Here is a 26,425-nt window from a genome sequence, read left to right as displayed (position 1 = left end):
GTTAGAAATCCCCCTTGTACTGCGCCGCGATGGCGATTCGTTCGGTCGGGTTGGCCTTCACGCACGCCTCGTAGGCGGCGGGCCAGCGTTCGGCGAGGAGCTCCAGATCCACGCGCGGGGCGGCGTTCGACGGCTCCAGCGAGTACGCGCGCTCACCAGCGATCTGCGCCTCTTGCGCGCCGTCGAGAGCGGCGATCATGCGGGCTTTCGCGGCGCTCTTGGCCTTCTTCGCGGCCGACTCCGCGCGCTGGTGCCGGTTGTAGTCGGCGAGCGCGTCGAGGGCGTCGTCATGCCGGGCGATGTCCACCGTCCCCGACCGGGTCGGGTGCAGGCGGCGGAACAGGCTCGTCAGCGCGTCGCCGTCGCCGGTCGGCTCCGGCGGTACCTGCGCCTGCACGTGCTCGAACCAGAACCGGTCCACGGCGGTCGTGATGTCCGCCATGACGTCGGTGTACTGGTCGGCGCGGATGGTGCCCTGGTGGTATTCGTTGCCGCCGATCAGCACGGCGTAGTGCATGTGCTCGTAGCCGTTGACGATGATCTGCCACAGCACTTGGGCGGTGACGTCGTCGGGGGCTCCGGAGTGCCACTGCGCGCTCTTGAACGCGGAGCGGGTCTTGACCTCCAGGGCGCACGGCGCCTGCTCGTCCTCGGAGAGCGGGCACTCGGTGACGCGCCGGTCCAGGGTGGTCATCCAGTGCGGGTGGTCGACGTGGGCGACGAGCCCGATGCGGCGGATCACGGACCGGTTCCGCATGGCCCAGGTGCGGGCCACGGGCTCTTCGTTGACGTTGCCCCAGTAGGCGGGCTCGCCTGCGTCGTCCACGTCGTGGCCGGTCTTGTCGTAGTAGACGGTCAACGGCGGCTTTTTCTCGACAAGCCCGAGGATCGCGGGGACGTTGGAGGAGCCGATGCCGGAGCGGCGGGCGGTGAGCCACGCGTCTCGGTCGGCGGTGGCGGGGAGGATGAGCCGGCCGGTGGGGGTGACCCGGCGGCCGGCGGCCGGGGCGGTGCTAGCCCCGGCCTGCGCGGCTGTCGTCACTCGTCGGCCTCCTCGTCGTACGTGGAGGCGACCTCAATGGCCGTGACGACGTAGCCCGTCTCGGACTCGGTCTCGCCGCCCTTGTCCACGGTGACCAGCTCGGCGACGCCGTCCTCTTCGTCCTCGATCCAGTCGAAGAGGGGGGTCTCGTGTTTCGCCCATGAGTGCCGTTCCTCAGCTACGCAGTGGGCGCGGGCTTCGGTGGCGGTGGTGTAGAGGCCCATCACGATGGAGTCGTGGGAGGCGCGGTACACAGTCAGCGCGGGCGGCTGCGGCGTGGGGTGTTCGGGGCACGGCTTGCCCGTCGACAGAGCGCGGCCGCACGTGCCGAGAGGCTGTGGAGTGGACTCGCCCTTGCGGGTGTCCTTCTCCTGCCGGTCCGCGTTCAACAGCGCCGCCAGATACGCCGCCATCGGGTACGAGTCGCACTCGATGACCGGGAGCGGGCAACAGCCGTAGACACTGCCGTCGGCGCGCTCGTGGTCCTCGTCGGGGCACACCGGGGCGATGCCGGTGGGCTCCTCGCTGCCGTCGGTGCTGAAGCAGGCGCGCCACTCGGGCTGCGGCTCGCCGTTTAGGGTCTGGAGCAGCTCGCGGGCGAACGTGCGGGTGGTCGTCAGGTCGCTCATGACGCCCTCCGGCCCTGCTGCCCCGGCAGCGACTTCGGCGCCGCGATCTCCCGCAACCGACGCGACAACTCGATCAGCCGCTCCCGGCCGTAGATCGGCACCCGGTACGAACAGCGCTCGGCGAGGTCCGACACCAGCTCCTCGTACGGGAGCCGCATGTCGTCCGGCGTCGCACCCTCCTCCGGGTTCGCCAACTCGGTGAGGCGGTCCCAGAACGACACGTCGTCGGTGTCGAGGAGGAGAGAGAGGACGTCCTCCACGACCTGGCGGCGCAGCCCGTCCATCTCCAGGCGCGCACCGCCCGGGATGGGGCGCAGGTAGAACGGGGTTGGCCCGTCGATACGGTCAGACATGGGTGCCTCCAAGCAGGATCTGAAGGGCGAGGAAAGCGGCAGCAACAGCCGCGAAGAGCAGAAGCCAGGCAATGACGGTCACGGCCGCGCCTCCGTCTCCGGCAGGTCGTGCGGGACCGGGTGCGGGCCGCGCGCCAGCGGCGACTCGTGCGGGTCCTCCCACGCACGCCGCTGACGGGACAGCAGGCCGCGCAGACGCCCGATCGACTCGCAGCGAGCCGAGCAGAAGTCGGTGATGTTCTCGTCGTCCAGGCCCTCGCCGCAGGCGAGGCAGTTCGTCACCCCGGACAGCGGGGCGGTGGCCTTGTCTGTCAGCTCGTACGGGATCGGGTCACCCACCGGCACCGGCAGCGCACCCATCTCAGCGACCGCCTCCGCCAACGGACCAGCGCTCCGCACCCCGTACTCCGCCAACTCCGCCAGGACCTCCGTGGCCAGCGGCGTCAGCCGGACCGGCACCGGGTCCTCATCCACGGGCCGCGTGTGTCCGTCACCAGCGGCAGCCTCCAACTCGGCCACACGGGCCCGCAGCCGGTCCGCATCCCGGGCGACCTTGAAGAACTCGCTCTGCGTCTGAAGACGCTCCAGCCCGACCCGCTCTACGCGGGCCAGCAACTCATCGTTCGTAGCGAAGACCGCGTTCCGCTGCGCCCGGAAAGCGTCCCGCTCCTCACGCAGCCGCGCCAACTCGGCAGCAGCTGCATCAGCCCGCATCGACTCCCACAGACCGAGCACCGCACCGAGACTGATGTGAAACGCTCCCGTGTCCCACGTGCCCATGAAGTAGTCGCCGCTGCTCGCGCAGCTGGCCGGCCAGTCCCCGCAGTGGCACAGGTCGGTGTGGTAGTGATCGTTGAGCGCCCGGTTGCCCGCTTCGCTCAGCGCGTCGAGCTGCGCCTCGGTGAGATGGGCGGGCTGCGCGTTCGTCAGCGACCGCAGTCGCTCCATTTCGTTCGCTGTCTCAGGCGACTGGAGCAGGCACGCCAACTCCAGCACCTCGGCGATCGTCGCGGGCAGCGTCTGCCCCTGCTGCATCGCGGCGTGGATGACATCCGCCGCGGCGTTCACGCGCTTCGTGTTCATGCCGCCACCGCCGCGCGGATCTCCGGCATCATCGGGAAGTCGTCCGGCACCAGCACTGACACCAGCACCGGCACCCGCGACCCGTCCGGCCACACGTCGGTGGCCGTGCGCAGGGTCCACACCTGGATGCCGTCACCGGCCTCGCTGGTCGTGATCTCGCCGCCGTGGGCCTCCAGCCAGCGGCCGAGGTCCTCGATGTTTGTGGTGAGGATCCGCACGCCGTCGTGGCGGGCCTGCATGTTCGGGGTGGGCAGCCAGTGCTCGTTTGCGTCGATCTCAACGCGGGCCTCGTTCTTCTCCCGCATCACATAGCGGGTGGCGAACGGGATGTCGCGGTGACCGGTGAACCCGGTGCGACCTGGAAGGTCGGTAGGCTTGGTGTTCACGGTGAGCCTCATTTCTTGTGTGGTGGGGTGAGCTGAGGGGCCCTCGGACCTGGCCGTCCGGGCGGCCCCGATTCATGGGCTATGCAGCTCGACGAGGCGCTGATGCGGAGGGACTCGGTCGAGCGGACTCGAACACGGCCCGCAGATGTGCGCGCTGTTCGGGGCAGAGCGGGGGCGCGGCGTCTACAAGCCGACGGAGCGCCTCGATTGCGCCCTGTCCGAATCGGCGCCTGGCAGCGTCGGCATCGAACGGCTCGGGGGCGCTCACGCCAGCACCACAGTCGTTGGCTGGTTGTCGATGTCATCAGCCGGGACGGAACGCCCTGTGGGGGCCCACAGGATCAGCAGGTCGACGCCGATGACGCGGCAGATTCCCTGCGCGACCTCCGCGCGGGTGGTCTTGGTGATGCCGTTGAGCAGGTTGGTAATCAGGCCGTGGGAGACGCCCACTCGGGTGGCGAGTTCGCGGCCGGAGACTCTGGAGCCGGCGCCGGTCCGTTCCATGAGGGTGCGGAGCAGGGTGGGGCTGACCAGGCGGTATCGCTGTGCAAGGTGCATAGGGCGACCTCAAGAGCTGGAGTGACCAAAAATTTGGACACTCACAGCGTGCCAGAAAGTTGGTCGGAGTGTCCAGATTTCTGGGCACATTGTTCGTGCGGATTTGGTCAAAGTCCCGGGGTGGGGTGGCCAGGCTTGCCTAAGAACCTGGACACTGTGGCCAGTAAGTGAGTCGCGCGGATGTGCTGAGCAGGGACTATCCCGCTCGCGTATCAGTGGTCACATGGACATCGGGCAGCCCATAGCGACCTGGAGACGGGAACATGCTGATGATCGACGAGACGCCACCCCCCACCGACTCGTCCGAGGAGAGAACGGACCTTGCCGACCTCGTGCGGGACCGCACTGCCGAGCTCGGGATCAGTGTCCGCGCACTCGCGGCGGCGTGCATCGACGCGAAGGAGCCAGAGGCTGGGCCTCTCTGGACGCGAAGCACTCTCGGTAACCTTTTGGCCGGCGAGCGGGTCAAGCCGCCACGAATCCCCGAGCTGCGGGCACTGGCTGCGGGCCTGAGGGTGCCGCTTCATAGGGTTCAGGACGCTGCCGCTGCGCAGTTCTTCGGCATGGATTCGGTGTACAGCCGTGATCGAAAAGTTCGGGCGACGGTCCCCGGCTTCAATGACCTGTCGCCCGAAGATCAGCGCAAGGTGTTGGAGCTGGTGGAGAGGTTCCAGCGGGGCTGAACTTCGACCGAAAGCTGACGGCTTGTAACTTTCGGTTTTGGTCTGTTGAAAGTGCGAAGATCCCGTGCATGATGGTTCTCCGCCTGGGGGGCGGAAGCAATGGCTCCGGCCACATGCCGGTTCGAACTGGCGTGCGGATTAGGATGCGCCGGGGCGGGGAGGAGCATCATGTACAAGGTCATCGAAGTCCTCTTCAGGTTCGCCGAGCCAGGCGAACTGCCCATCGGCCGCATCGCCGACATCCGACCAGGCCCTGACGGCGGCATCCACGTCATCATCGAACCAGGACACGCCAGCCAGCAGATCCTCGACGACTTCACCGCCCAGCAGGCATCCAGGATGGCGACGGGGCAGTGGTACCGACTGCCCGACACGCCCGAGAATCGCGTCCACCCCCGCCGCATCCTCCAAGCTGGCTGGCAACTCGCGCCCGTCGGCACCTTTCCTGCCGGCAGCCTGCTCCTATCGATCGAACGGCCATCGGGGCATGTCTGGCTCATCTGTGAGGGGCACGCCAGTCCGCGTCTTGAGGCCGAGATGACGTGGATCCTCACCAAGATGGTCCGCAATGAAATCTGGATCACGCGGGGGACTGGTGACGCTGACCTCGACGAGCCCTGCTGACCCCCTGGCAACCCTCTGAGCTGCTGCGTTAGACCTGTCTTTCATTAGGCTTCGATCTCGCCGTCGCCTGCGCCGTCCTCGGCGCCGCCGAGCGGGTCGATCCCAGGGCCATCGCGGATCTCGTACTCCTCGGCGAGTTGGGTCTCGACGGGAGGGTGCGCCCCGTGCGGGGCGTCCTTCCCGCGGTGCTCGCCGCGGCGGAGGCAGGGTACCGGCAGGTCGTCGTACCCGAGCGGACCGCGGGAGAGGCCTCGCTCGTCCCGGGCGTCTCGGTCCTCGGGGTGCGCAGCCTGCGTCAGCTCATCGCGGTGCTGAACGACGAGCCGGTGCCGGAGGAGCAGCCGGACGGTGACGGCCGGCCCGACGCCATGCTCGCCGGACTCACGGTCCCCGGTGCCGGCGTGGGCACGGGGCTCGCCGCCGGTCCGGGGCAGGGCGAGGGCTCCCTTCCGGACCTGGCCGACGTGGCCGGGCAGCACGGGGCGCGAACCGCCGTCGAGGTCGCCGCGGCCGGGGGGCACCACCTGCTGCTCCAGGGCCCTCCGGGCGCGGGGAAGACGATGCTGGCGGAGCGGCTCGCGTCCGTGCTCCCGCCGCTCACCCGCAGGGAGTCCCTCGAGGTCACCGCCGTCCATTCGGTCGCGGGCATCCTCCCGCCCGGCGAGCCCCTGGTGCGCATGCCGCCCTACTGCGCTCCGCACCATTCGGCGACGATGCAGTCCCTCGTGGGCGGTGGTCAGGGCATGCCGAGACCCGGCGCCGTGTCCCTGGCGCACCGGGGCGTCCTGTTCCTGGACGAGGCCCCGGAGTTCTCCGCCAAGGCGCTCGACGCCCTTCGCCAGCCCCTTGAATCGGGTCATGTGGTCGTCGCGAGGAGCGCGGGGGTGCTCCGGCTGCCCGCCCGGTTCCTCATGGTTCTGGCTGCCAACCCCTGCCCGTGCGGCCGCCACACCCTGCACGGCGCGGGATGCGACTGCCCCGCCTCGCTGATCCGGCGGTACCAGGCGCGGCTCTCGGGACCCCTGCTCGACCGGGTCGACCTGCGAGTCGAGGTGGAGCCGGTCAACCGGGCCGACCTGCTGGGCAGGGGCGGCCGGGGAGAGCCGTCCGCGGTCGTCGCGGCCCGGGTCGGCGAGGCACGGGACAGAGCGTCCGCCCGGCTGGATGGGACCCCGTGGCGCGCGAACAGCGAGGTTCCCGGGCATGAGCTGCGTACCCGCTGGCACACCGCTCCCGGCGCGCTCGCCGCGGCCGAGCGGGACATGGAGCGGGGACTGCTCACCGCGCGGGGCATGGACCGTGTGCTCCGGGTCGCCTGGACGATCGCCGATCTCGCGGGCCGCGACCGGCCCGGCACCCGGGACGTGGACCTGGCACTCCAACTGCGCACGGGCATCGCACGGGGTGTCCCGGCGGGGATCGGAGCCGAGCGGTGAGCCCCGTGCGTGGGCACGGCCCGGACCGGTGCCCGGGCGCGGTGAGGGGAGCCGGGTCGTGACCGCCGGCGTCGGCGAGGAGGAGCGCAGGGCGCGTGCCGCGTTGACGAGGGTCGTCGAACCGGGTGATGAACACGCGGGGAGATGGCTGCGCCGGCACGGCCCGGTGGAGCTGCTGGCCCGCCTCACGGCGCCCGCCCTGGATGAGGGCGCCCTTCCAGGTGCGGGGAAGCGGCGGATCGGGGGCTACCGGATGCGGGCCGCGGCGGCACGTCCGGAGTGCGATCTCGAGCGGGTGGCCGAACTGGGCGGGCGCTTCCTGTGTCCGGGGGATCAGGAGTGGCCGGGGCAACTGGACGACCTCGGAGACGCAAGGCCGGTCGGGCTCTGGGTGCGGGGCCGCCCCGACCTGCGGATGTGGGCCCTGCGCTCGGTGGCCGTGGTGGGTGCGAGAGCGTGCACCCCGTACGGGGCCCACGTTTCGGGGCGTGTCGCCTCGGGTCTCGCCGAGCGCGGCTGGGTCGTCGTCTCCGGCGCCGCCTACGGGATCGACGCCGCAGCCCACCGAGGCGCACTGTCCGCGGAGGGCGCGACGGTCGCGGTACTGGCCTGCGGGGTGGACGCCGTCTATCCCAGCGGCCATGCCGAGTTGCTCCGCCGTGTGGTCGAACAGGGCTTGGTGGTGGCGGAGTTGCCGCCAGGAGCCCACCCCACCCGCAGCAGGTTCGTGCTGCGGAACCGGGTCATCGCCGCCCTGTCCCGGGGCACGGTCGTCGTGGAGGCCGAGTACCGGAGCGGTTCACTCGCCACGGCACGTGCCGCGGAGCGCCTCGGCCGGTTCACCATGGGCGTTCCCGGCCCGGTGACGAGCGGACTCTCCGCAGGGGTGCACGAACTGCTGCGCACCGGTGCGGTGCTGGTCACCGACGCCGACGAAGTGGTCGAACTGGTCGGCGACATCGGCGATCTCGCCCCCGCGCGCCGCGGTCCTGTCCTCCCGCGGGATCTGCTCGGGCCCGGCTGTGCACGGGTCCTGGAGGCCCTCCCGGCCAACGGCGCCCTCGACGGCCGGAACGTCGCCGAGCGGGCCGGGACCACGCCCGACGACGCCCTCGCGAGGCTGTACGAGCTGCACTCCCTGGGCTTCGTCGAACGCCGCGGGGACCGCTGGCAGTTGGCCGCAGCCGCGACAACGGGCTCGAACGCCCGGCGAGGCGGTGCTTGATCCGGGGCATTCGGGTGAAAGGGTGAGCCTGATGGCCCCGGCGGCACTTCAGCGGGACCGCGAGGCCCGGCGCCCGTTGCTCCGGCCCTCGTTCGAAGATGTGGCCGACGGTACACACCCACCGAAGCGCGATCCGCCGCCGTTCGCGCACCGCAATCCCCCAGTCACGCTACGCTCGCCAGGTTCACAGCCCAGCCACCGGCCAAGACAACCCGTCCCGACACGCCCCACAGCAGAACGGCTCAAAGGCAACGCATGCCCCAGCACACCTCCGGGTCTGACCACGCGGCAGTTCCCCCCGCTGCCCGTGGTTCCGTGCGGCCGCCCGCGCCCTCGTCGCTCGAAGAGCTGTGGCGGTCGTACAAGGCCACCGGCGACGACCGGTTGCGGGAGCAGCTGATCCTGCACTACTCGCCGTTGGTGAAGTACGTCGCGGGCCGGGTGAGCGTCGGACTGCCGTCCAACGTCGAGCAGGCCGACTTCGTCTCCTCCGGCGTCTTCGGACTCATCGACGCGATCGAGAAGTTCGACATCGAGCGCTCGATCAAGTTCGAGACGTATGCGATCACCCGCATCCGGGGCGCCATGATCGACGAGTTGAGGGCGCTGGACTGGATCCCGCGCTCGGTGCGGCAGAAGGCCCGCAACGTCGAGCGGGCGTACGCCACGCTGGAGGCGCAACTGCGGCGCACCCCCTCCGAGAGTGAGGTCGCCGCGGAGATGGGTATCTCGCTCGAGGACCTTCATTCCGTCTTCAGCCAGTTGTCGCTGGCGAACGTCGTCGCCCTGGAGGAACTTCTCCACGTCGGGGGTGAGGGCGGCGACCGGCTCAGCCTCATGGACACCCTGGAGGACACCGCCGCCGACGACCCGGTCGAGGTGGCCGAGGACCGCGAGCTGCGGCGCCTCCTCGCCCGCGCGATCAACACGCTTCCCGACCGGGAGAAGACCGTCGTCACTCTCTACTACTACGAGGGCCTGACCCTGGCCGAGATCGGCAACGTCCTGGGCGTCACCGAGAGCCGGGTCAGCCAGATCCACACCAAGTCCGTGCTGCAGCTCAGGGCGAAGCTGGCGGATGTCGCCCGATGAGCCCCACGGGTCGGGGCGGCCCGGGGAAGCGGGCAGGCCGCGGTGCCGAACCGTCACTGTCCGCCCGTGCGCGCCGCCGTCGCCGTAAAGTGGTCCCGTGCCAAGGATTCGAGCGGCCTCCGTGGCCGAGCACCGGACCATGCAGCGTGCCGCCCTGCTGGACGCCGCGCGTTCCCTGCTGTCCGAAGGCGGGACGGAGTCGCTGACCTTCCCCGCCCTCGCCGAGCGCACGGGCCTGGCCAGGTCCTCCGTGTACGAGTACTTCCGCTCCCGCGCCGCGGTGGTCGAAGAGCTGTGTGCTGTCGACTTCCCGGTCTGGGCGGCGGAGGTCGAGGCCGCCATGGCGGCCTCGGACACGCCCGAGGGCAAGGTCGAGGCGTATGTGCGCCGTCAGCTGGAACTCGTCGGCGACCGGCGCCACCGGGCGGTCGTCGCGATCTCGGCGAGCGAGCTGGACGACGGCGCCCGGGAGAAGATCCGCGCCGCGCACGGTGGGCTGATCGCCATGATCGTGGAGGCGCTCGGGGACCTGGGACACCGGCAGCCCCGCCTGGCGGCCATGCTCCTCCAGGGGGTCGTGGACGCGGCGGTGCGCCGTATCGAGCTGGGCGCAGCCGAGGACCCCTCCTCCATCGCCGAGGCCGCGGTCTCGATGGCGCTCCACGGGGTGCTGGGGGACTGAGCCCCCGCTCCGGACCCTGCTCGGATCGGTTCGGGCCCTCGTCAGAGTTCGGCCCGACCGCGCTCTGGTCGGTTCGGGCCCGTGCTCGCCGGGCACTGCCGGCCCGGGCCTGTCGCGCATCTCATCACCCGAGGCCTCCGGCACCTCCGTGCCTCCTGGCACCTCCGGCACCTCCGAGCCTCCTGGGATCTCCGTGCCCTCCGGGAGCTTCGAGCCCAGCGGGAATTCCGGGACTCGGGGACCTCTGACTCGGTTCCGCCGGGATCCTCGTCCCCGCCCCCGGGCGCGCCTCGCCCTTTCCGCCGGGGCTGGGACGGCCCATTCGACAGGTGAGCCGCCCGGTGCGGCCCGGACTGTTCCGAATGCGCCACGGGGACAAAGCCTCCCCGGAGGTCGCCGACCTCACAGGGCAATACAGCTGGGCCGTGTTTCGAAGGCCCCGTCTGGGCAGGGGCGGACGACGCTACTTCCGAAACACGCCCTCGGCGGGTCCTGAACCGGCCTCGCGACCGTCGGCCCCGGACCGGTGCGCGCCGGCCACCCCCGCGCCCCCGGCACCCGCGCCCCCACCTCCACGGCGCTCCCGCCCGGTCCCGTATCGGCGTCCCCGAGGCGCCTGCGCCGTCCGGTACGGCACCGCCCTGAACCTCGGCCCCGGAAACCACAGGTGCCTCCGCCCGCCTGCGCCGTGCTCCGGGCCTCCGCCCGGCTCCGCAGCGTCGGCGCCACCCCGGCCCGGCTGCGACCCCTACCCCCTCTCCGGGGCCGTGCCCCACGTCCCCGCCCCGCCGATCAGACCGGCGCCCAAGGCGAAGCGCACGGTGCGAGAAGAACGCCACCACTGTCAGTACCAGGGCCATGACCGTGTCCGCACCGGCCCGGGACGGTGCCGCCGACGCCTCGGCGAGCCCCGGTGCGGCCACCCCCGGAGCCCTCGGCGGCAGGGGCACTCCGAAGACCGGGAGCAGTCGGGACGGGCCCCGTCGCAAGGCAGACGCGGGCAGGAGGGAGAGCGGATCGAGGTACACCTCGCCCTGCCGGAGCCCCCAGTGCAGACACCCGCCCGGACAGTGCGAGGAACCCGCCGCCACCACCGCCACGACCTGCCCCTCGGCCACCACGGCGCCCGGTGGGACCAGGGGTCGCACCGGCTCGTATGTCGTGCGCAGCGGGAAGTCGCCCGTCCCCGTCAGCTCGATCGACAGCACACCGCGTCCCGCCACGGGTCCCGCGAAGGACACCCGCCCCGGCGCGGCGGCGCGCACCTCGGTGCCGGGGGGAGCCGCCAGGTCCACCCCGCGGTGGCCCCGCCCGTACGGGGAGGGCGGCGGTTCCCAGCCCCGTACCACCGCGGGGCGGGGCGGGCCCACCGGCCAGACCGCCGCCCGGGCCGCCACCGGGGCCAGCGCCACCAGCAGCACCGCTGCCAGCGCCGTCGTCACGACTCGTCGTCCGCGATTCATGACGCCGACGGTCCCCCAGCCGGCCGCCTCCGCGCTGATCATGGTCCGGATCTGTGGACGGCCGGCCCGTTGTGGACATCGTCGTCACCCGGCACCTCGGCGGTCCCGTACACTTCTTCTGGCGATCCGGGTCACCCGGGTCGACTTCGCACGCCCCGCCACCACCTCATCCTCGGTCGGTGGCCGCGCCTCTCGGTCCCTTGCGGCACGGCGCGTCGGGGCGTCAGGACACAACCGAGAAAACCCAAGGAGATACGGCCATGGCCGTCGTCACGATGCGGGAGCTGCTGGAGAGCGGCGTCCACTTCGGTCACCAGACCCGTCGCTGGAACCCGAAGATGAAGCGCTTCATCTTCACCGAGCGCAACGGCATCTACATCATCGACCTGCTCCAGTCGCTGTCATACATCGACCGCGCCTACGAGTTCGTCAAGGAGACCGTCGCTCACGGCGGCTCCATCATGTTCGTCGGCACGAAGAAGCAGGCGCAGGAGGCCATCGCCGAGCAGGCGACCCGCGTCGGCATGCCCTACGTCAACCAGCGCTGGCTCGGCGGCATGCTCACCAACTTCTCCACCGTCTACAAGCGCCTTCAGCGTCTGAAGGAGCTCGAGGCGATCGACTTCGAGGACGTGGCCGCCTCCGGTCTCACCAAGAAGGAGCTCCTGGTCCTCTCCCGCGAGAAGGCCAAGCTGGAGAAGACCCTCGGTGGCATCCGCGAGATGCAGAAGGTGCCGAGCGCCGTCTGGATCGTCGACACCAAGAAGGAGCACATCGCCGTCGGTGAGGCGCGCAAGCTCCACATCCCGGTCGTCGCGATCCTCGACACCAACTGCGACCCGGACGAGGTCGACTACAAGATCCCGGGCAACGACGACGCGATCCGCTCCGTCACCCTGCTCACCCGCGTGATCGCCGACGCCGTCGCCGAGGGCCTCATCGCCCGTTCCGGCGTCGCGACCGGTGACTCGAAGCCGGGCGACAAGGCCGCCGGCGAGCCGCTGGCCGAGTGGGAGCGCGACCTGCTCGAGGGTGAGAAGAAGGCCGACGAGACCCCGGCCGCCGAGGCCGAGAAGCCGGCCGAGGACGCCGCCGAGGCCGAGAAGCCGGCCGAGGACGCCGCCGAGGCTCCGGCCGCGGACGCCGACAAGGCCTGACACCCAGGTTCCGGTAGCCGGCGGCGGGGGCCCATGAAGCCCCCGCCGTCGGCCCGTAGATCGTTCGACCTCAGCTCTTCGACTTCAGAGAGATTCACAGACATGGCGAACTACACCGCCGCTGACGTTAAGAAGCTCCGCGAGCTCACCGGCGCGGGCATGATGGACTGCAAGAAGGCGCTCGACGAGGCCGACGGCAACGTCGACAAGGCCGTCGAGGCCCTGCGCATCAAGGGCCAGAAGGGCGTCGCCAAGCGCGAGGGCCGCTCCGCCGAGAACGGCGCCGTCGTCTCCCTCATCGCCGACGACAACACCTCCGGTGTCATCGTCGAGCTGAAGTGCGAGACGGACTTCGTCGCCAAGGGCGACAAGTTCCAGGCCGTCGCGGGCGCCCTCGCCGCCCATGTCGCCGCCACCGCCCCGGCCGACATCGAGGCCCTGCTCGCCTCCGAGATCGAGCCCGGCAAGACCGTGCAGGCGTACGTCGACGAGGCCAACGCCAACCTCGGCGAGAAGATCGTCCTGGACCGCTTCGCCCAGTTCTCCGGTGCCTACGTGGCCGCGTACATGCACCGCACGATGCCCGACCTGCCTCCGCAGATCGGTGTCCTCGTCGAGCTCGACAAGGCGAACGCCGAGGTAGCCAAGGGCGTCGCCCAGCACATCGCCGCCTTCGCGCCGAAGTACCTGTCCCGCGAGGACGTTCCGGCCGAGGTCGTCGAGTCCGAGCGCCGCGTCGCCGAGGAGACCACCCGCGCCGAGGGCAAGCCCGAGGCCGCCCTGCCGAAGATCGTCGAGGGTCGCCTCAACGGCTTCTTCAAGGACGCCACCCTCCTGGGCCAGCCGTACGCGCTGGACAACAAGAAGTCCGTCCAGCAGATCCTGGACGAGGCCGGTGTCGCCCTGAAGCGCTTCGCGCGCATCAAGGTCGGCATCTGAGCCGGTACGCGATCGACACGGGAGCCCGATAGGGTCTTCCAGCAGTCGTCGGCCGCGTGAACGCCGGACGACCGCAGATCTGACGAGGAGGTCATTGCCACAGGGACACCAGCACCCACAGGCAATGGCCTTCTTCGTATGTGCACGAGGAGATCTCCATGAACAAGGGCGCGGACGCCAATCCGGCTGCCGACGACAAGAGCGACCACACCGGCACGAAAGCCGGCCGCTTCATGCTGAAGCTGTCCGGGGAAGCGTTCTCCGGCGGTACCGGCCTGGGCGTCGACCCCGACGTCGTACACGCCATCGCGCGGGAGATCGCCGCGGTCGTCCGTGACGGCGCACAGATCGCGGTGGTCATCGGCGGTGGCAACTTCTTCCGCGGAGCCGAGCTCCAGGTGCGCGGCATGGACCGGGCGCGCTCCGACTACATGGGCATGCTCGGCACGGTCATGAACTGCCTCGCCCTCCAGGACTTCCTGGAGAAGGAGGGGATCGACTCCCGCGTCCAGACCGCAATCACCATGGGCCAGGTCGCGGAGCCCTACATCCCGCTGAGGGCGGTGCGCCACCTCGAGAAGGGGCGCGTCGTGATCTTCGGCGCCGGTATGGGCATGCCCTACTTCTCCACCGACACCACCGCGGCCCAGCGTGCCCTGGAGATCGACGCCGAGGCCCTGCTCATGGGCAAGAACGGTGTCGACGGCGTCTACGACTCCGACCCCAAGACCAACCCGGACGCGGTGAAGTTCGACGCGCTGGAGTACGGCGAGGTACTCGCCCGGGACCTCAAGGTCGCCGACGCCACCGCCATCACCCTCTGCCGCGACAACGCGCTGCCGATCCTCGTCTTCGAACTGCTCGCCGCGGGCAATATCGCGCGGGCCGTCCGGGGTGAGAAGATCGGCACGCTCGTGAGCGACCAGGGCACCCGGGCCTGACCCGGGGGCACCGCCCCGGGATGGACAAAGCCCTGCCGGTCGGACACCGTGCAGGGAGGACGCGCCGCCAAGTTCGCCGGTCTCGTACGCGTGACACGGACCGGTCCGCGGACCCGCACCACGGGTCGCGTACCGGGTCGCCGCTCGTACTCGCCGGTACTACCAAGACACGCAGGAGCAAGTGGTGATCGAAGAGACCCTCCTCGAGGCCGAGGAGAAGATGGAGAAGGCCGTCGTGGTCGCCAAGGAGGACTTCGCCGCGATCCGCACCGGGCGTGCGCACCCGGCGATGTTCAACAAGATCGTGGCCGACTACTACGGTGCGCTGACGCCGATCAACCAGCTCGCCTCGTTCTCGGTGCCGGAGCCGCGCATGGCCGTGGTGACCCCGTTCGACAAGAGCGCGCTGCGCAACATCGAGCAGGCGATCCGCGACTCCGACCTCGGCGTCAACCCCAGCAACGACGGAAACATCATCCGGGTGGTGTTCCCGGAGCTCACCGAGGAGCGCCGCCGCGAGTTCATCAAGGTCGCCAAGGGCAAGGCCGAGGACTCCCGGATCTCGATCCGCTCCGTGCGCCGCAAGGCCAAGGAGGCCATCGACAAGCTGATCAAGGACGGCGAGGTCGGCGAGGACGAGGGCCGTCGTGCGGAGAAGGAGCTCGATGACACCACCGCGAAGTACGTCGCGCAGGTGGACGAGTTGCTCAAGCACAAGGAAGCCGAGCTGCTCGAGGTCTGATGAACGACTCTTCCTGGGGGGCCCCGACGAGTGCCGGCTACTGGGGCCCGCCCCACCAGGGGGCTGCCCCGGCGGGTCCCGCATACGATGAGCTTGACGCCCAGCAGACTCGGCCCATGCCCATCGTGCCGGACGATCCCGACGCAGGTAGAGACGCCGCAGACCGCGACGACCGTGACCGGGGGGCCGCTCGGCTGAGTGGCCCCCCGGTCCGCGACGAGATGCCGCAGGAGCCCATGCCCACCCCTCCGCCGTCTGCGGCCTCCCAGCCGTCGGAGCCGCAGCCGCCGCAGAAGAAGCGCGCAGGCCGCGATCTTCGTGCTGCCATAGGGGTCGGCGTCGGGCTCGGTGCGGTGATCGTCGCGGCACTGTTCGTCGTCAAGGCCGTGTTCGTCGGCGTGATCGCCGTCGCCGTGGTCGTCGGCCTGTGGGAGCTCACCTCCCGCCTCCAGGAACGCAAGGGCATCAAGGCGCCCCTGGTGCCGCTGGCGGTGGGCGGAGCGGCGATGGTCGTGGCCGGCTACGTACGGGGTGCCGAGGGCGCCTGGGTCGCCACCGCCTTCACCGCCCTGGCGGTGCTGGTCTGGCGGATGACCGAGCCGCCCGAGGGCTACCTCAAGGACGTGACGGCCGGGCTCTTCGCCGCGTTCTACGTCCCGTTCCTCGCCACGTTCGTCGCGATGATGCTGACCGCGGAGGACGGCCCGCAGCGGGTCTTCACGTTCCTCCTGCTCACGGTCGTGAGCGACACCGGCGCGTACGCGATCGGCTGGCGCTTCGGCAAGCACAAGCTCGCGCCGCGCATCAGCCCCGGGAAGACCCGCGAGGGCCTGTTCGGGGCCGTGGCGTTCGGCATGGCGGCGGGCGCCCTCTGCGTGCCGCTGCTGATCGACGGCGGCACCTGGTGGCAGGGCCTGATCCTCGGCCTCGCGGTCGCGGTCAGCGCGACGCTGGGCGACCTCGGCGAGTCGATGATCAAGCGTGACCTCGGCATCAAGGACATGGGAACGCTGCTGCCGGGCCATGGGGGCATCATGGACCGGCTGGACTCGCTGCTGCCCACGGCGCCGGTGGTGTGGCTGCTGTTCGTTGTGTTCGTCGGCGCCGGCTGACCCGGGGTCCCGGTCGGGAGTCCGGGGAGTTCCGGTCGGAAGGGCTCGTCGTCCCGGCGGTTTCCAGGCGGTTTCTAGCGGTCGTCGCAACACGTGGTTGTGTTGATCAGGCCGTGAGCAGTTTATGCAGGCGCTCGGCTGGGGTTTCCCAGCCGAGTGTTTTGCGTGGGCGGCGGTTGAGCTGGTCGGCGACGGCGGCCAGGTGCGCGGGGGTGTGGACCGACAGGTCGGTGCCCTTGGGGAAGTACTGCCGCAGCAGGCCGTTGGTGTTCTCGTTCGAGCCGCGCTGCCAGGGGCTGGCGGGGTCGCAGAAGTAGACCGGGATGTCGGTGGCGAGGGTGAACTCGCCGTGCCGGGCCATCTCACTGCCCTGGTCCCAGGTCAGGGACCGCTTCAGGTGGGCGGGCAGGGTCTGGACGGTGGATGTCAGGGAGGTCAGGACGCTCTCGGCGCCGTGGTCGCCGGGCAGGTGCAGGAGCATGACGTAGCGGGTGGCGCGTTCGACCAGGGTGCCGATCGCGGACTTGCCGTCCTTGCCGATGATCAGGTCGCCCTCCCAGTGACCGGGCACGGCCCGGTCCTCGATCTCAGCGGGCCGTTCGCTGATCATGACCATCGGGGTGGTGAAACGCGGCTGGCGGCAGTTCGCCTGCCTCTGCGGCCTGCGGCGGGCCCGCCCGGAGCGCAGGGCGCCTGCGAGCTCGCGCCGCAGCTGGCCTCTGCCCTGGACGTAGAGGGCCTGGTAGACGGTCTCGTGGACCACGTGCATCTCCGGCCGGTCGGGGAACTGTGCCCGCAGAGCGTGGCATATCTGCTCCGGGCTCCACTTCTCGTCCAGCATTGCCTGGACAGCGGCCCGAAGCTCGGGGTTCTCGCTGATCTTGCGGCTCTTGGGGCGGGGCCGGCGTGCATCGGCGCGGGCCTGGGCTGCGTGAGGGCGGTAGTGCCACCGGCCGCGTGCGCCGTCCGTTCGGTTGCGGCGGATCTCCCGGCTGACCGTGGACGGGCTGCGGCCCAGCTCCGCGGCGATCGCCCGCACCGTGGCCTTCTCCCGCAACCGGTCGGCGATGTGGATCCGCTCCTCCTCGCGCAGGTACCTGGACGTGCCGGAAGGCGGCGCCACCGCGGAAATCGGTGGTGCCGCCTTCTGCCGACGGTCGGCGCTGCGGCCGTTACGCCACTTGTTGCCGGTTCGCCGGTCAACACCGACGATCCGGCAGGCTTCCGTGTTGCTGTATCCCTGCTGCACGAGCCGGGAGTATGCCTCCCGCTCCCGGCGCAGCTTCACAGGCCCCTGCGCGGTCCGCACCTTGCGGATCTCGAAGTCCATCGCACCCCTTGAGCTGGGGTGTTGCGACGACCACTAGAACCTAAGCCAGGGGGGCGGGCCCTTCCGCCGTGTCCGGGCCGGCGCCGCGAGCCCCTGTCCGTTCCGCGGTCTGTCCAGCGGGCCCCGGAGCCTGCATGCTGGGCCCGGGACGCGGGAGCCCGGGCGGCGAGGATGGGGACATGAGGAGGAAGTCCGGCGGAGCGGCTCTGCTGCTCGTACTCGTGTGCGTCACCGGGTGCGGGGGAGTGGACGACGGGGCCGACTCCCGTCCGGACGGGACGGCCGCCCCGGCCCGCCCGGAGCAGCCCGCGCCGAGTGCTCCCGTGCCCCCGGCGACCAGCGGCGCGCCCGCCACCACCCCGTCCGCGACGACGCCCGACCGGGCGTCCGCGCTCGTCACCCTCACCGAGAGCGGCGGTATCGACGGGCGGCACCGTTCGATCGTCGTGTACGACGACGGTACGTACCTCCTGGTCGCACCGGGGAAGGAGAACCGCCCCGGGCGGATGGCCCCGGCGGCCCTCGCCGAACTGCGGACAGCCCTCGACGAGGTCGACTTCTCCCGGCTGCCGACCCGGCCCACCGGGCCGCCGGTCATGGACGGGCTCACCCGGGTGCTGGTCCACGACGGCCGCACCTCCGTCGACGACGGCACGGACATCCCCGCCGACCTCGCCGCGGTGTACGACGCGCTGCCGCCGCTCAGCTGACGCCGACCGGGCCACCGGCGCCCGGATCCGTACGGGCCGGGGGAGGGGGCTGGCCGGTCTCATCACCGTGGTCACGACCACGGCGGTCGTGACCGCCGCCATGCCGCCTGCATGCTGCGAACGGCGTCACGGGGGCTGGCCCCCGCCCAGCGGCCGTCGGCGGTCCTCAGCATCCCCGCCCGGCGCCTGTGGTCGGTCCGGGCCCGTTGCCGATCTTTGCTGGGCCGTCGCTGGGGCGGCAATGCGCACGATGCGCGGCTACCGCCCATCGTGCGCTCCCACGGTGGAGGAGCCCGACGCAGTGAAGATCTCCTCAGGAGTCCACGGCGGCGGTTTTGGCTTGCATCTGTTGCGAGCGCGGGGCCGGCTCCGAGGACGCAACCCCAGATGGCGCGGGGAGCCACGCGGAACTGCGGTCGCCGACCGTGCTCCGCACCCATGTCAGCCGAGGCCGGCGTGCCCAGGTCAGGCCCCAAGCCGCCCCACCTCTCGCTCCCGGAGCGGGTGTCGAGGGCGCAAGCACTGTCCCAATGAGGCGCCCCATGCGCTCCGCTGTCAGAACCCGGTGAGACCGGTCCCGTGAGAGTGGTGGTGCACCGACCAGCCCGGGCCCAGCCCGTCGGCCCCGGTCACGTGATGGCACGATGCCTGATCACGGACGAGCACAAGGAGATCCCGTGAACGATCAAGGCACCCCTGATTCGGCAGATGGCTTCAGGGCCGTCGCAGTTGATGCCGACTGGCCGGAATCACGGCAGTTCATGGGTGGCGGCGGCAACCAAGTCACCGGCGACATTCATGTGTGCCTGTGGTTCGGCTCGGCGTCCTGTGACCCACAGGTCGAGCACGTCATGGTCTTCAGCGCCTCCTCCGGCAGCGCAAAGGCCGGCGAGGCCCTGGAGGACGCCTTGGAGGACTACTGCCACCCCGTTGAGGGACTTCCTGACGGCCTGCCGGCCTCCGAACCCATCACCATCACCGCAGAGGGGAAACCGGTGACGTTCGAACTCTGGCGGAACGGCAGCAGCCCTTACTGGGTCGCCCGGGGCCGTGTCGAGAACACCGAAGTGGTCCTGTCCGGCTCCGAGACGGAACCCGGCGAGCTGCGCCTGGTCCGAGTGAACGACCTGGCCGCGTACTCGGCCCCGGTCGCGTTCCTCCCGGCCCGGGAAGCGATCTCCGTTGCCATGGGGAGCGATCTCCAGGCAGCGGTGCCCAGCCGGCGACTGCAGGTCGGGGAGGCGGACACCGCGCTGCGGGCCCTGCGTGACATCGCCGCCCGGGGTGCCGCCCTCGAGGGACCCAGCCGGGAATTGCACGGCGAGGAGGCGGACACGGTGATGCGCGCCCTGCGCCACCTCGCCCAGGATGCCGACCCCGCGGGGGGACGCCGCCCACAACCACCAGGTCAAGGTCCGGCTCGATGAGTGGCTGGTAGGCGGCGAGTTCCCCCCGCTGGGCAGTATCTGGGCCGTCCGAGGCTGCTCGGCAGCGACCGGTGGTGACCACTGACGACAGTCGTAGCGAGCTACCGCCGCAGGTCACACGATTCGATCTGCGACACTGGTACGGCCATGCCTAAGCCCGGAGAACTGGCGGTCAGCGGGCAGCGATAAGCCCCCTACCAGCGCGTTTGGCGCGGATAGGGGGCCTGGTGCGGGTCACTGGGCCGTCTCTGGGCCGTCAGGCTCGCGCGGGGCCGGGAGGAGCACCCGATCCACGGCCTTCCTCGTACGCTCCTGGCTCGACGGCATCAGGTGCGCGTACACCCGCAGCGTCAGCCCGGGGTCGGCGTGCCCCAGGTACTCGCTCACGGCCTTGATGCTCTCCCCGGCGTCCAGCAGTACCGAGGCGTAGAAGTGCCTCAGCGCGTGCATGCCGTGCTCGCGAGCCGACGGGTACTTGCCGTCATCACCGGCTTCCGCGATCAGGCCAGCCTCCGCGAGAGCGGGTTTCCACTCCTGGATGTTGAAGTTGCTGCGCCAGACGAGACCGCTCGCGGTGTTTGTGAACAGAAGGCGAGCAGACACCTTCGGGCCGTCCGGCTTGCGCCAGGGCAAGGTGATCTCCACCGGCTTGAAGGCGTCCATGTGGGCCCGCAGAGCCTCGGCAACCGACGGCGGCAATGGTACGTCCCGCTCCTTGTTGCACTTCGGAGGAGCGAACACGGCCTTGCCCCGGATCAGCTTCACCTGCCGGACGACCCGGATGATGCCGCCGTCGAAGTCGAGCGCATCCTCCGCCAGTCCCACGATCTCGCCCTGACGGAGCCCGCACCCGGCGCCCACGTCCGCCATGGGCCGGTAGCGCTGGGGGAGTGCCGCACGCACCGCCTGAACCTGGGCAGGCAGCCACGGCACAACACGGCGTTGCTCGGCGGCCGGCGGGCGGACGGACTTCGCGGAGCACGGATTGCGGGGCAGCAACCCATCGTCAACCGCCGCACTGAGTACCGCCCGTACGTCGCCGTAGATGTTTTTCGCATAGCCGCCACTCACGGCCGGGTCGCTCTCCAGCGCGCTCACCAAGCCCCGGATGTGTTCCGGGCGGAATGAATCCAAGGGGCGAGAGCCGATCAGTCGGAACGCGTGCAGGCGTAACCGCTGCTCGACCACGACCTGACTGGCCGGGTCGATGCCGTGCGTCTTGAGCCACTTCTCGGCGTAGCTCTTGAAGGTGATCCGAGCTGCGCGCGGATCGATGTAGCGACCGCGGGACATGTCCGAGGCGATCTCGGTCAGCCACTGCTCGGCGAGCCGCTTGTGCCGATCCGGGAAGCTCTTGGACTTCTCGGTTCCGTCCGGGCCGACGTACCGGGCCCGGTAGCGCAGTCCCGAACCGTGGCGGTCGGTCTTGACCTTGCAGGTCTTGCCGTCCGGTCCGACCTCTGCCCGGTACCAGCGGTCTTGGATGTGTCCGGCCATCAGGCAGCTTCCCCGATCTGGGAGTCGACCCAGGTCCGTACGTCGATGGGGTCGAAGCGGAGGTGCCGGCCGACGCGGAAGCCGCGGGGGCCGGTGCGCTTGCGGCGCCACTGGTAGACCGTCTCGACGCTGGGCAGCTCGAACATCTCGACCAGGTCCTCAGGGGTCAGGAACCGGTTCGGCAGCTCTGAGGCCATGGTCAGCACTCCCTTTCGTCGGCGAGTTGGTCGCGTAGGGCTTCGCGGGCGGTTTCGCGGTTGAGTTGGATGTCGCGGGCGATGGTGGCGGCGAGGGCGGATTCGCCGGGGGTGTGGCCGTGCCCGGCGTACTCCCAGGAGGCGAGGACGAGGACGGTGTCCGGGTCGCCGAGAGCGTCGTGTTCCTGGGCGGCGCGGTAGTCGGCGCGGATCTGACGCAGGGCTCCGAGGGTGGTGGAGTAGCGGCGGGACTTGGTGGAGAAGTGGCCGCGGAAGCCGAGCATGTGAGCCCAGGCGCCCAGCTTGCGGTCCGGATAGAGGGGGGCGAGGTCGAGGCAGGCTTCGATGAGACGGCGGGCGTGGTCGGGCAGGTCCAGGAGGTCGAGCACCTCCCGGTTCCCGATCCGGCGGTCCAGGCTGCCCGTCGACTCGGCCGCCTTGGTGGCGTACTTGGCGACGTAGGAGGCGACAGCCTGTTCAGTGATGTCGGTCCCATCGCCGAAGGCTTTGACGGGGCGGATGTCGAGCTGGGAGCCCCAGCGGAAAGGCCGGCACGGCTGGTCTCCGGCGGCCGGGACGGTGATCGAGGTGTAGGAGTGGGCGACGGCGGCGCGGATGGAGTCGGTGAGCAGCTGCACGGTGGCCCAGGAGGGCGGCGCCGAGTCGGGGCCGTCCGGTCCGTCGAGGCGGATCACGGCATGGAAGTGGATCGCCCCGCGCTTCTGGAACTCGGCGACCTTGCCGTAGGAGACCCGCAGCACGTCTTTGAGTTCGCGTTGGGTGAGTCCGGCGCGGGCGGCGATCTCACGGCGGAGCCGGGTGGTGAAGCGCTGCCAGAGTTGCCCGGCGTGGTTGTTGAACAGGACCGTGCCCGCGTAGTCGTAGGTGGCCGGGTCGAGGGCGGTGCCCAGGGCGGGGTCGTCTTCGGGGTGGCGGGTGCCGCAGCGGCAGACGCCACGGTCGGGCCGGTTGTGCACGGGGCCGAACGAGGGCGCGGTGAGGGTGGCGAAGACGCGGGGGTGATCCCGGACGGTCGCCGGGATGTCCTTGGACTCGTCTCCGGACAGGCCCGCGCGGATGAGGTGGTAGGTGTCTCCGGCGTAGGTGTAGGCGCAGGTGGGGCAGCGGGAGGCGCGGCGGTTGCCGCAGGCGACGCGGAGTCGTCCGTCCGGCTCGTGCTCGGTGGAGTAGCGGCGCAGCGTCTCGCCGGTGGTCTTGTCTTTGGCGAGGGTCCAGCCGGTCAGGTGGATGGGGTCGGAGCAGCCGCCGGTGCGGTGCACCTGGTCTTTCCAGCGGTCGAAGCCGGGGGACCCGGCCACCCGGAGGACATCGTCCAGGGTGGCCGGGTCCAGGCCCGCCGCAGTGGCGGTGTTCGTCACGCGCTCTCCTCGGCGGGTGTGGTGGTCAGGTCGTCGAGTTCGCGGGCGGCCTGGTCGGCGGCGGCGGAGATGGCACGCAGGACGTCGGCGGTGCCGGCGGGGGCGATGAGCACGACGTCGACGGGACCGCCGCCGATACGCACGTTCACGAACTCGTGGTCGGCGAAGAGGACGAAGCGGGTGCGGGTGTCGGGGGTCAGGTGCGCGGTGACGGTGATGTCGTTCATGCCCGGCCCCCAACAAGCTGGGCGGTGCGGGCGGGGCGGGTGCCGGTGCCGTGGCAGGCCGGGCAGTGGACGGTGATGGTGCGCAGGTTGCCGTGTCGGTCGCGGCCGCCGAGGGTGACGCGGACGGTGGGGAAGCCGTCGCAGTTCGAGCAGACCCGCGCGGGCGTGGTGGTGGGCTGGGCCATGATGAGTGTCCCTTCTTGTCCTTTGCGATGGGTTGGGGCACGGCTTCCGGGGCGGGCGAGACTTGGCGGTTGAGACCGCCCCGGGGGCCGGTCAGCGGCGCTTGTGCTCGGAGGCGATGAGCGAGCGGACGACGAGTGCGCACACGGCGACCGAGGCCGCGGTGACGGCGACCGCCAGGAGCATCGAGACCAGGACCGCGCCGACGACCAGGACGACGGCGGTGCCGCCACCGACGAGGGCGAGCGCGGTGCCGGGCGTGAGCTGGACCGTGGGCCGGGCCGGTGCCGCCGGGGCGACAGAGCCCGGGACGGGGGCCGGGGTGTGCTGGACGATCGCGGTCGGCTCGACGGCGGGCGGGGTGACGATGCCGGTCGGGGTCGGCATGGTGGGGATCTTCGGTCGGAACATTGCAGGTCTCCTTTCTGCGGTGGGCTACTTGCTGATGGCGGTGTCGATGACGGGGGCCAGGAGGCTGTCGGCGAGGAGGAAGCCGCCGAGGAGGAGCACAGCGACGAGCCACCAGGGCGGGCGAATGAGCTTGATGCCGAGGGCGCCGACGACGATCAGCGCGAGCCAGAGCGGAACGTCCATGACGGTGGTCTCCCGTTCAGTCGGTGATGCGGCAGCGGTGGGTACGGGCGGCGAGCTGGGCGGCCGAGGAGCTGGAGAAGTCCGCGGACCAGCCACAGCGGTCGGCGGTGCACACGGCGGCGTGCTTGGTGCGGCCGTGCCGGTCGCGGTGAGTGCCGATCTGCACGGGGCCGATCCGCATCACGGAGTGAAAGTGGTCGCGGGCGGGCATCGCGGTCGTCCTTTCTGCTCAGGCGAGTTGGGCGGCGATGGCGTCGGCCATCGGGGCCGGGACGCCGAGGCGGGTGCGCAGGGTGTCGGTGTCGATTGGTGTGCCGGTGCGGGCGTGGTGGTCGTCGGCGACCTTGCGGGCGTGGTCGACCAGGGCGGCCGGGATGGGCTGAGCCGGGGCCGGATTGGGCTCGGGCGCTGCGGGCGCTGCGGGCGCGGCCGGGGGCAGCTCGGGGGCGGTCTCCGGTTCGGCGACGGGAACCGGCTCGGGGGCGGCCTGTGATTCGGCCGGCACATGCTCGACCGGCTGAGGCTTCGACTCAGGTGCGGGGTCGGTCGCGGCGGGTGAGTGGGCGAGGAGTGTGCCGCCGAGGAAGGCGAGGGCGGGCCATCCGGCGATGCCGAAGCGCAGCCAGGCGGGCGGATGCTGGAGGTCGAGGAATCCGGCGGTTGCGACGTTCGCGCCGAGCGAGGCGACCAGGGCGATCAGGAACCAGCACCAGGCGAGCCGGGACGGGCCGTCGTTGCGGAGCCGTCGCCAGGCGGCGACCAGGAGCAGGTCGACTGAGACCGGGTAGGCCCATGCCTTCCAGCCGGTCTGTCCGGCAGCGGCGGCGAGGTCGTGCAGGTGGGCGAAGGACAGGGCCCCGGCGATCACGGCTTGCACCAGGACGGCGTCGACGCGGAGTGAGCGGGTCATGTCTTCACCTCCTTCACAGGGCGTTTTGGGCATGGCGGGGGTAGGGAGCTGGCGCGAGGCGGTCGCGCCGACCGGGATGCGAGGGCGGGTCTCAGGCGGAGGCGGGTGCCTCGGTCGGGGCCGGGATCTTGACGAGCGACACCGTGGGCGGCAGCTCGGGCCGGAAGGCGGCGAGGCCGGGCAGCTCGGCAGTGCGGTGGGCGTGCCGGTTGCAGGCGTTGACGGCCTGGCGCATCGAGGTGTGCGGGGTGCGGATGCGGGCCCAGCCGCCGGTCGAGTCGCCGGTGACGGCGAGGCCGGGAGTGTCGGTCGGGATGCTGATCGCTGCCAGGACGGCGTCGGGGGCGATGTCACCGAAGGCCATGTTCGCGCTGGTCTCATCGTTGACGCGGTGGGCGGTGCGGGCGGTGAGCTGGGCGCGGAGCATGGTGATGCCCTTGCCGAGTTCGGAGCCGAAGCGCTGCCCGCAGATCTCCAGATAGATGCCGGCAGCGCGGCCGAGCTGTGCGAGGCGGGCGAGCGCGGTGATGATGCGGTCCCGGCGCTTCTCCTCTTCCTTCGTGGCGAACAGGGCGAGTTCGGCGACCTCGTCAACGAGCAGGACGATCGGGGTCGGGCGCAGGGTCTCCGGCAGGTCCCAGATGTCGGCTGCGATCTCGGCGTCGGGGATGTCGGCAGTGATGCGCTGGTTGGCGCGGATCAGTTGGTAGACGCCCTCCATGTGCGTGACGAGCGCGTCCAGGAGGTCGGCGGCGGTGTCGGGGTTGTCGGCCAGCGCGGAGAACCGGCGGGCCAGCGGGAACAGCTCCACCCCTTGCTTGCAGTCGATGCCGACCAAGGCCACGTCCTGAGTGGCGAGTTCGGCGACCAGGTTGCGCTGGTAGACGGACTTGCCGGACTTCGTGGCACCGACGGTCAGGGCGTGCGGGCAGGTGCGGTAGTCGCGATAGTGGACGGCCCCGTCCTCGCGCAGAGCGACTGGAACGCGCATCGGTGTGCGGTCGACCTTGACCGGCATCTGCACCTGGGCAAGGACGTCGTAGCCGGTCATCCGCAGCTCGACCACGCCGGAGCGGATCTCTCGCGAGGTGACGCCGTACATCGCGAACGAGTGCCGCAGCCGGTCGCACGAGGCGGCCACGTCGAAGGCGTCCTGACCGGGCCGAAGCCCCAGCCGTAGGACCAGGCCGGTACGGGTCGGGCGGAGCCGCAGGATGCGCGGGGCTCGTGAGGCCGGGGCGGGTCGGTTGGCCATCCGGGCGAGGGCGAGCCGCCAGCGCGGCGGCGGGACGGTCAGCCCGCACGCCTCCATGACCGAGGCGTAGCGGACCAGGACCCGCAGTGTCGCGAGGGCGATGCCGAAGGTCAGCCAGTACCAGGCGGGGCGCCGCCACCGCAGGAGACCCGCGGCGGCGACGACCAGCACCAGGACGACGAACAGCCGGGACATGCTCAGGCCGCCTTCGGCTTCGCGGCGTTCTCGACCAGCGACGTGACCGCCACCGCGCGGAAAGCGATGCCGTGTCGGCGCTGCCCGTTGAACTCGTTCTCCCACGGCCGGGCGACCAGGCCTGTGATCGCGACCGGAGTACCCATGACCAGATCGCTGGAGACGCCGGTCTCCGGGACGGTCACGGAAAGGATCTCCACCTCACCGTTCGCCGCGAACATCACGTCCACGGTCGACAGCGCGGCACCGGTCTCCGCGTCCATCGCACGCTCACCGGTACGACGGTCCTTCACCTTGGGCTGCGGGGCCTGCGCCACCATCACGGAGGCCGAGGAGGTGTCGACAGGAATCTGACGCATGAGTGCGCTCCTTCG

Annotated in this window: 30 protein-coding genes and 2 pseudogenes; 13 read left to right on the top strand and 19 right to left on the bottom strand. The window is 70.8% G+C overall.

All coding sequences use genetic code 11. The features are described 5' to 3' along the window. Window position 1: 1 nt before the first annotated feature. The 6 genes from FEF34_RS10130 to FEF34_RS10105 form a co-directional block, all read right to left on the bottom strand. Window positions 2–1,042, bottom strand: coding sequence for a YqaJ viral recombinase family nuclease (locus FEF34_RS10130; protein ID WP_138052874.1), 1,041 nt, complete (start codon window positions 1,040–1,042; stop codon window positions 2–4). Then, the gene (locus tag FEF34_RS41995) at window positions 1,039–1,671 is read right to left on the bottom strand and encodes a hypothetical protein (protein WP_199800655.1); all 633 of its coding nucleotides are present in this window, start codon (window positions 1,669–1,671) and stop codon (window positions 1,039–1,041) included. The genes FEF34_RS10130 and FEF34_RS41995 overlap by 4 nt, the downstream gene beginning before the upstream one ends. Next, complete coding sequence (locus tag FEF34_RS10120; protein ID WP_138052873.1) at window positions 1,668–2,024, bottom strand: hypothetical protein; 357 nt, start codon at window positions 2,022–2,024, stop codon at window positions 1,668–1,670. Before FEF34_RS10120 ends, FEF34_RS41995 begins: the two co-directional genes overlap by 4 nt. A gap of 78 nt (window positions 2,025–2,102) precedes the next feature. Beyond that, complete coding sequence (locus tag FEF34_RS10115; RefSeq protein ID WP_138052872.1) at window positions 2,103–3,107, bottom strand: hypothetical protein; 1,005 nt, start codon at window positions 3,105–3,107, stop codon at window positions 2,103–2,105. After that, window positions 3,104–3,493 (bottom strand): hypothetical protein, encoded by a 390-nt coding sequence (locus FEF34_RS10110; protein ID WP_138052871.1) that lies wholly within the window; start codon window positions 3,491–3,493, stop codon window positions 3,104–3,106. Before FEF34_RS10110 ends, FEF34_RS10115 begins: the two co-directional genes overlap by 4 nt. A 264-nt stretch (window positions 3,494–3,757) precedes the next feature. Further along, window positions 3,758–4,051, bottom strand: coding sequence for a helix-turn-helix domain-containing protein (locus tag FEF34_RS10105; protein WP_138052870.1), 294 nt, complete (start codon window positions 4,049–4,051; stop codon window positions 3,758–3,760). A gap of 263 nt (window positions 4,052–4,314) precedes the next feature. On the opposite strand from FEF34_RS10105, the gene FEF34_RS10100 reads away from it, so the two are divergent. The 6 genes and pseudogenes from FEF34_RS10100 (at window position 4,315) to FEF34_RS10075 (ending at window position 9,793) form a co-directional block, all read left to right on the top strand. Next, entirely contained in the window at window positions 4,315–4,734 is a 420-nt protein-coding gene (locus FEF34_RS10100) for an XRE family transcriptional regulator (protein WP_138052869.1), read from the top strand. A 168-nt stretch (window positions 4,735–4,902) separates the two neighbouring features. Next, window positions 4,903–5,358, top strand: coding sequence for a hypothetical protein (locus FEF34_RS10095; RefSeq protein WP_138052868.1), 456 nt, complete (start codon window positions 4,903–4,905; stop codon window positions 5,356–5,358). A gap of 47 nt (window positions 5,359–5,405) precedes the next feature. Continuing rightward, window positions 5,406–6,794: pseudogene (locus FEF34_RS10090) on the top strand (YifB family Mg chelatase-like AAA ATPase); the annotation flags it as partial. 58 nt (window positions 6,795–6,852) lie between these two features. Then, window positions 6,853–8,019, top strand: a complete 1,167-nt coding sequence (gene dprA / locus FEF34_RS10085) for a DNA-processing protein DprA (protein ID WP_138052867.1) — start codon at window positions 6,853–6,855, stop codon at window positions 8,017–8,019. A gap of 255 nt (window positions 8,020–8,274) precedes the next feature. Then, window positions 8,275–9,111: an RNA polymerase sigma factor WhiG gene (gene whiG, locus FEF34_RS10080; protein WP_138052866.1), complete on the top strand. Its 837-nt coding sequence runs from the start codon at window positions 8,275–8,277 to the stop codon at window positions 9,109–9,111. Window positions 9,112–9,232: 121 nt separating this feature from the next. Beyond that, window positions 9,233–9,793, top strand: a complete 561-nt coding sequence (locus FEF34_RS10075; RefSeq protein WP_138057389.1) for a TetR/AcrR family transcriptional regulator — start codon at window positions 9,233–9,235, stop codon at window positions 9,791–9,793. A 932-nt stretch (window positions 9,794–10,725) separates the two neighbouring features. On the opposite strand, the pseudogene FEF34_RS41990 reads toward FEF34_RS10075, so the two are convergent. Next, a pseudogene (locus tag FEF34_RS41990) lies at window positions 10,726–11,298 on the bottom strand (murein hydrolase activator EnvC family protein); the annotation flags it as partial. Window positions 11,299–11,516: 218 nt separating this feature from the next. Between FEF34_RS41990 and rpsB the strand changes: the two are divergent. The 5 genes from rpsB (at window position 11,517) to FEF34_RS10045 (ending at window position 16,147) form a co-directional block, all read left to right on the top strand. Next, window positions 11,517–12,413, top strand: coding sequence for a 30S ribosomal protein S2 (gene rpsB / locus FEF34_RS10065; protein WP_138052864.1), 897 nt, complete (start codon window positions 11,517–11,519; stop codon window positions 12,411–12,413). A 102-nt stretch (window positions 12,414–12,515) separates the two neighbouring features. After that, window positions 12,516–13,352 (top strand): translation elongation factor Ts, encoded by an 837-nt coding sequence (tsf, locus tag FEF34_RS10060; protein ID WP_138052863.1) that lies wholly within the window; start codon window positions 12,516–12,518, stop codon window positions 13,350–13,352. A 158-nt stretch (window positions 13,353–13,510) separates the two neighbouring features. Then, window positions 13,511–14,293, top strand: a complete 783-nt coding sequence (gene pyrH, locus FEF34_RS10055) for a UMP kinase (RefSeq protein WP_138052862.1) — start codon at window positions 13,511–13,513, stop codon at window positions 14,291–14,293. Window positions 14,294–14,477: 184 nt separating this feature from the next. Then, the gene (gene frr, locus FEF34_RS10050) at window positions 14,478–15,035 is read left to right on the top strand and encodes a ribosome recycling factor (RefSeq protein WP_026165253.1); all 558 of its coding nucleotides are present in this window, start codon (window positions 14,478–14,480) and stop codon (window positions 15,033–15,035) included. After that, window positions 15,035–16,147: a phosphatidate cytidylyltransferase gene (locus FEF34_RS10045; RefSeq protein ID WP_138052861.1), complete on the top strand. Its 1,113-nt coding sequence runs from the start codon at window positions 15,035–15,037 to the stop codon at window positions 16,145–16,147. Before frr ends, FEF34_RS10045 begins: the two co-directional genes overlap by 1 nt. Before the next feature lie 106 nt (window positions 16,148–16,253). Here the strand turns inward: FEF34_RS10045 and FEF34_RS10040 are convergent, their stop codons facing one another. Further along, entirely contained in the window at window positions 16,254–17,477 is a 1,224-nt protein-coding gene (locus FEF34_RS10040) for an IS30 family transposase (RefSeq protein WP_138051393.1), read from the bottom strand. Window positions 17,478–17,656: 179 nt separating this feature from the next. On the opposite strand from FEF34_RS10040, the gene FEF34_RS10035 reads away from it, so the two are divergent. Further along, window positions 17,657–18,187, top strand: coding sequence for a hypothetical protein (locus FEF34_RS10035; RefSeq protein WP_138052860.1), 531 nt, complete (start codon window positions 17,657–17,659; stop codon window positions 18,185–18,187). A gap of 677 nt (window positions 18,188–18,864) precedes the next feature. Then, on the top strand, window positions 18,865–19,614 hold the full coding sequence (locus FEF34_RS10030) for a hypothetical protein (RefSeq protein WP_138052859.1): 750 nt from the start codon (window positions 18,865–18,867) through the stop codon (window positions 19,612–19,614). A 234-nt stretch (window positions 19,615–19,848) separates the two neighbouring features. Here FEF34_RS10030 and FEF34_RS10025 read toward each other — a convergent pair whose 3' ends face one another. The 11 genes from FEF34_RS10025 to FEF34_RS09975 all read right to left on the bottom strand — a co-directional run bounded on the left by FEF34_RS10025 (window position 19,849) and on the right by FEF34_RS09975 (window position 26,410). Next, window positions 19,849–21,111 (bottom strand): tyrosine-type recombinase/integrase, encoded by a 1,263-nt coding sequence (locus FEF34_RS10025; protein ID WP_138052858.1) that lies wholly within the window; start codon window positions 21,109–21,111, stop codon window positions 19,849–19,851. Further along, the gene (locus tag FEF34_RS10020) at window positions 21,111–21,308 is read right to left on the bottom strand and encodes a helix-turn-helix transcriptional regulator (protein WP_138052857.1); all 198 of its coding nucleotides are present in this window, start codon (window positions 21,306–21,308) and stop codon (window positions 21,111–21,113) included. The genes FEF34_RS10025 and FEF34_RS10020 overlap by 1 nt, the downstream gene beginning before the upstream one ends. Before the next feature lie 2 nt (window positions 21,309–21,310). Further along, entirely contained in the window at window positions 21,311–22,687 is a 1,377-nt protein-coding gene (repSA, locus tag FEF34_RS10015) for a replication initiator protein RepSA (RefSeq protein ID WP_138052856.1), read from the bottom strand. Next, complete coding sequence (locus FEF34_RS10010; RefSeq protein ID WP_138052855.1) at window positions 22,684–22,914, bottom strand: hypothetical protein; 231 nt, start codon at window positions 22,912–22,914, stop codon at window positions 22,684–22,686. Before FEF34_RS10010 ends, repSA begins: the two co-directional genes overlap by 4 nt. Next, window positions 22,911–23,099, bottom strand: a complete 189-nt coding sequence (locus tag FEF34_RS10005) for a hypothetical protein (RefSeq protein ID WP_138052854.1) — start codon at window positions 23,097–23,099, stop codon at window positions 22,911–22,913. The genes FEF34_RS10010 and FEF34_RS10005 overlap by 4 nt, the downstream gene beginning before the upstream one ends. A 91-nt stretch (window positions 23,100–23,190) precedes the next feature. Next, entirely contained in the window at window positions 23,191–23,508 is a 318-nt protein-coding gene (locus FEF34_RS10000; protein ID WP_138052853.1) for a SpdD-like protein, read from the bottom strand. 24 nt (window positions 23,509–23,532) lie between these two features. Further along, window positions 23,533–23,691 carry a hypothetical protein gene (locus FEF34_RS09995; RefSeq protein WP_017947661.1) on the bottom strand — a complete coding sequence of 53 codons (159 nt, stop codon included), beginning with the start codon at window positions 23,689–23,691 and terminating at the stop codon, window positions 23,533–23,535. Window positions 23,692–23,707: 16 nt separating this feature from the next. After that, window positions 23,708–23,902: a mobile element transfer protein gene (locus tag FEF34_RS09990; protein ID WP_134407181.1), complete on the bottom strand. Its 195-nt coding sequence runs from the start codon at window positions 23,900–23,902 to the stop codon at window positions 23,708–23,710. Window positions 23,903–23,920: 18 nt separating this feature from the next. Further along, complete coding sequence (locus FEF34_RS09985) at window positions 23,921–24,601, bottom strand: DUF2637 domain-containing protein (protein ID WP_138052852.1); 681 nt, start codon at window positions 24,599–24,601, stop codon at window positions 23,921–23,923. A gap of 91 nt (window positions 24,602–24,692) precedes the next feature. Continuing rightward, a complete protein-coding gene (locus FEF34_RS09980; protein ID WP_138052851.1) occupies window positions 24,693–26,051 on the bottom strand; it encodes an FtsK/SpoIIIE domain-containing protein in 1,359 nt (452 codons plus the stop codon). A 2-nt stretch (window positions 26,052–26,053) separates the two neighbouring features. Further along, complete coding sequence (locus FEF34_RS09975; RefSeq protein ID WP_138052850.1) at window positions 26,054–26,410, bottom strand: SCO3933 family regulatory protein; 357 nt, start codon at window positions 26,408–26,410, stop codon at window positions 26,054–26,056. Between the last annotated feature and the right edge of the window lie 15 nt (window positions 26,411–26,425).

Origin of the sequence: Streptomyces marianii (assembly GCF_005795905.1) — a bacterium.
GTDB lineage: Bacteria > Actinomycetota > Actinomycetes > Streptomycetales > Streptomycetaceae > Streptomyces > Streptomyces marianii.
The sequence above is the reverse complement of the archived record's forward strand: the minus strand, read 5'-3'. Positions and strand labels throughout refer to the sequence as shown.

What these genes read in the sequence shown, in the direction of transcription:
- FEF34_RS41995 (WP_199800655.1), bottom strand. Translation starts at nt 1,671, where the DNA reads ATGAGCGACCTGACGACCACCCGCACGTTCGCCCGCGAGCTGCTCCAG.
- FEF34_RS10120 (WP_138052873.1), bottom strand. Translation starts at nt 2,024, where the DNA reads ATGTCTGACCGTATCGACGGGCCAACCCCGTTCTACCTGCGCCCCATC.
- FEF34_RS10115 (WP_138052872.1), bottom strand. Translation starts at nt 3,107, where the DNA reads ATGAACACGAAGCGCGTGAACGCCGCGGCGGATGTCATCCACGCCGCG.
- FEF34_RS10105 (WP_138052870.1), bottom strand. Translation starts at nt 4,051, where the DNA reads ATGCACCTTGCACAGCGATACCGCCTGGTCAGCCCCACCCTGCTCCGC.
- FEF34_RS10100 (WP_138052869.1), top strand. Translation starts at nt 4,315, where the DNA reads ATGCTGATGATCGACGAGACGCCACCCCCCACCGACTCGTCCGAGGAG.
- FEF34_RS10095 (WP_138052868.1), top strand. Translation starts at nt 4,903, where the DNA reads ATGTACAAGGTCATCGAAGTCCTCTTCAGGTTCGCCGAGCCAGGCGAA.
- whiG (WP_138052866.1), top strand. Translation starts at nt 8,275, where the DNA reads ATGCCCCAGCACACCTCCGGGTCTGACCACGCGGCAGTTCCCCCCGCT.
- rpsB (WP_138052864.1), top strand. Translation starts at nt 11,517, where the DNA reads ATGGCCGTCGTCACGATGCGGGAGCTGCTGGAGAGCGGCGTCCACTTC.
- tsf (WP_138052863.1), top strand. Translation starts at nt 12,516, where the DNA reads ATGGCGAACTACACCGCCGCTGACGTTAAGAAGCTCCGCGAGCTCACC.
- pyrH (WP_138052862.1), top strand. Translation starts at nt 13,511, where the DNA reads ATGAACAAGGGCGCGGACGCCAATCCGGCTGCCGACGACAAGAGCGAC.
- FEF34_RS10045 (WP_138052861.1), top strand. Translation starts at nt 15,035, where the DNA reads ATGAACGACTCTTCCTGGGGGGCCCCGACGAGTGCCGGCTACTGGGGC.
- FEF34_RS10040 (WP_138051393.1), bottom strand. Translation starts at nt 17,477, where the DNA reads ATGGACTTCGAGATCCGCAAGGTGCGGACCGCGCAGGGGCCTGTGAAG.
- FEF34_RS10035 (WP_138052860.1), top strand. Translation starts at nt 17,657, where the DNA reads ATGAGGAGGAAGTCCGGCGGAGCGGCTCTGCTGCTCGTACTCGTGTGC.
- FEF34_RS10025 (WP_138052858.1), bottom strand. Translation starts at nt 21,111, where the DNA reads ATGGCCGGACACATCCAAGACCGCTGGTACCGGGCAGAGGTCGGACCG.
- FEF34_RS10020 (WP_138052857.1), bottom strand. Translation starts at nt 21,308, where the DNA reads ATGGCCTCAGAGCTGCCGAACCGGTTCCTGACCCCTGAGGACCTGGTC.
- FEF34_RS10010 (WP_138052855.1), bottom strand. Translation starts at nt 22,914, where the DNA reads ATGAACGACATCACCGTCACCGCGCACCTGACCCCCGACACCCGCACC.
- FEF34_RS10005 (WP_138052854.1), bottom strand. Translation starts at nt 23,099, where the DNA reads ATGGCCCAGCCCACCACCACGCCCGCGCGGGTCTGCTCGAACTGCGAC.
- FEF34_RS10000 (WP_138052853.1), bottom strand. Translation starts at nt 23,508, where the DNA reads ATGTTCCGACCGAAGATCCCCACCATGCCGACCCCGACCGGCATCGTC.
- FEF34_RS09995 (WP_017947661.1), bottom strand. Translation starts at nt 23,691, where the DNA reads ATGGACGTTCCGCTCTGGCTCGCGCTGATCGTCGTCGGCGCCCTCGGC.
- FEF34_RS09990 (WP_134407181.1), bottom strand. Translation starts at nt 23,902, where the DNA reads ATGCCCGCCCGCGACCACTTTCACTCCGTGATGCGGATCGGCCCCGTG.
- FEF34_RS09985 (WP_138052852.1), bottom strand. Translation starts at nt 24,601, where the DNA reads ATGACCCGCTCACTCCGCGTCGACGCCGTCCTGGTGCAAGCCGTGATC.
- FEF34_RS09980 (WP_138052851.1), bottom strand. Translation starts at nt 26,051, where the DNA reads ATGTCCCGGCTGTTCGTCGTCCTGGTGCTGGTCGTCGCCGCCGCGGGT.
- FEF34_RS09975 (WP_138052850.1), bottom strand. Translation starts at nt 26,410, where the DNA reads ATGCGTCAGATTCCTGTCGACACCTCCTCGGCCTCCGTGATGGTGGCG.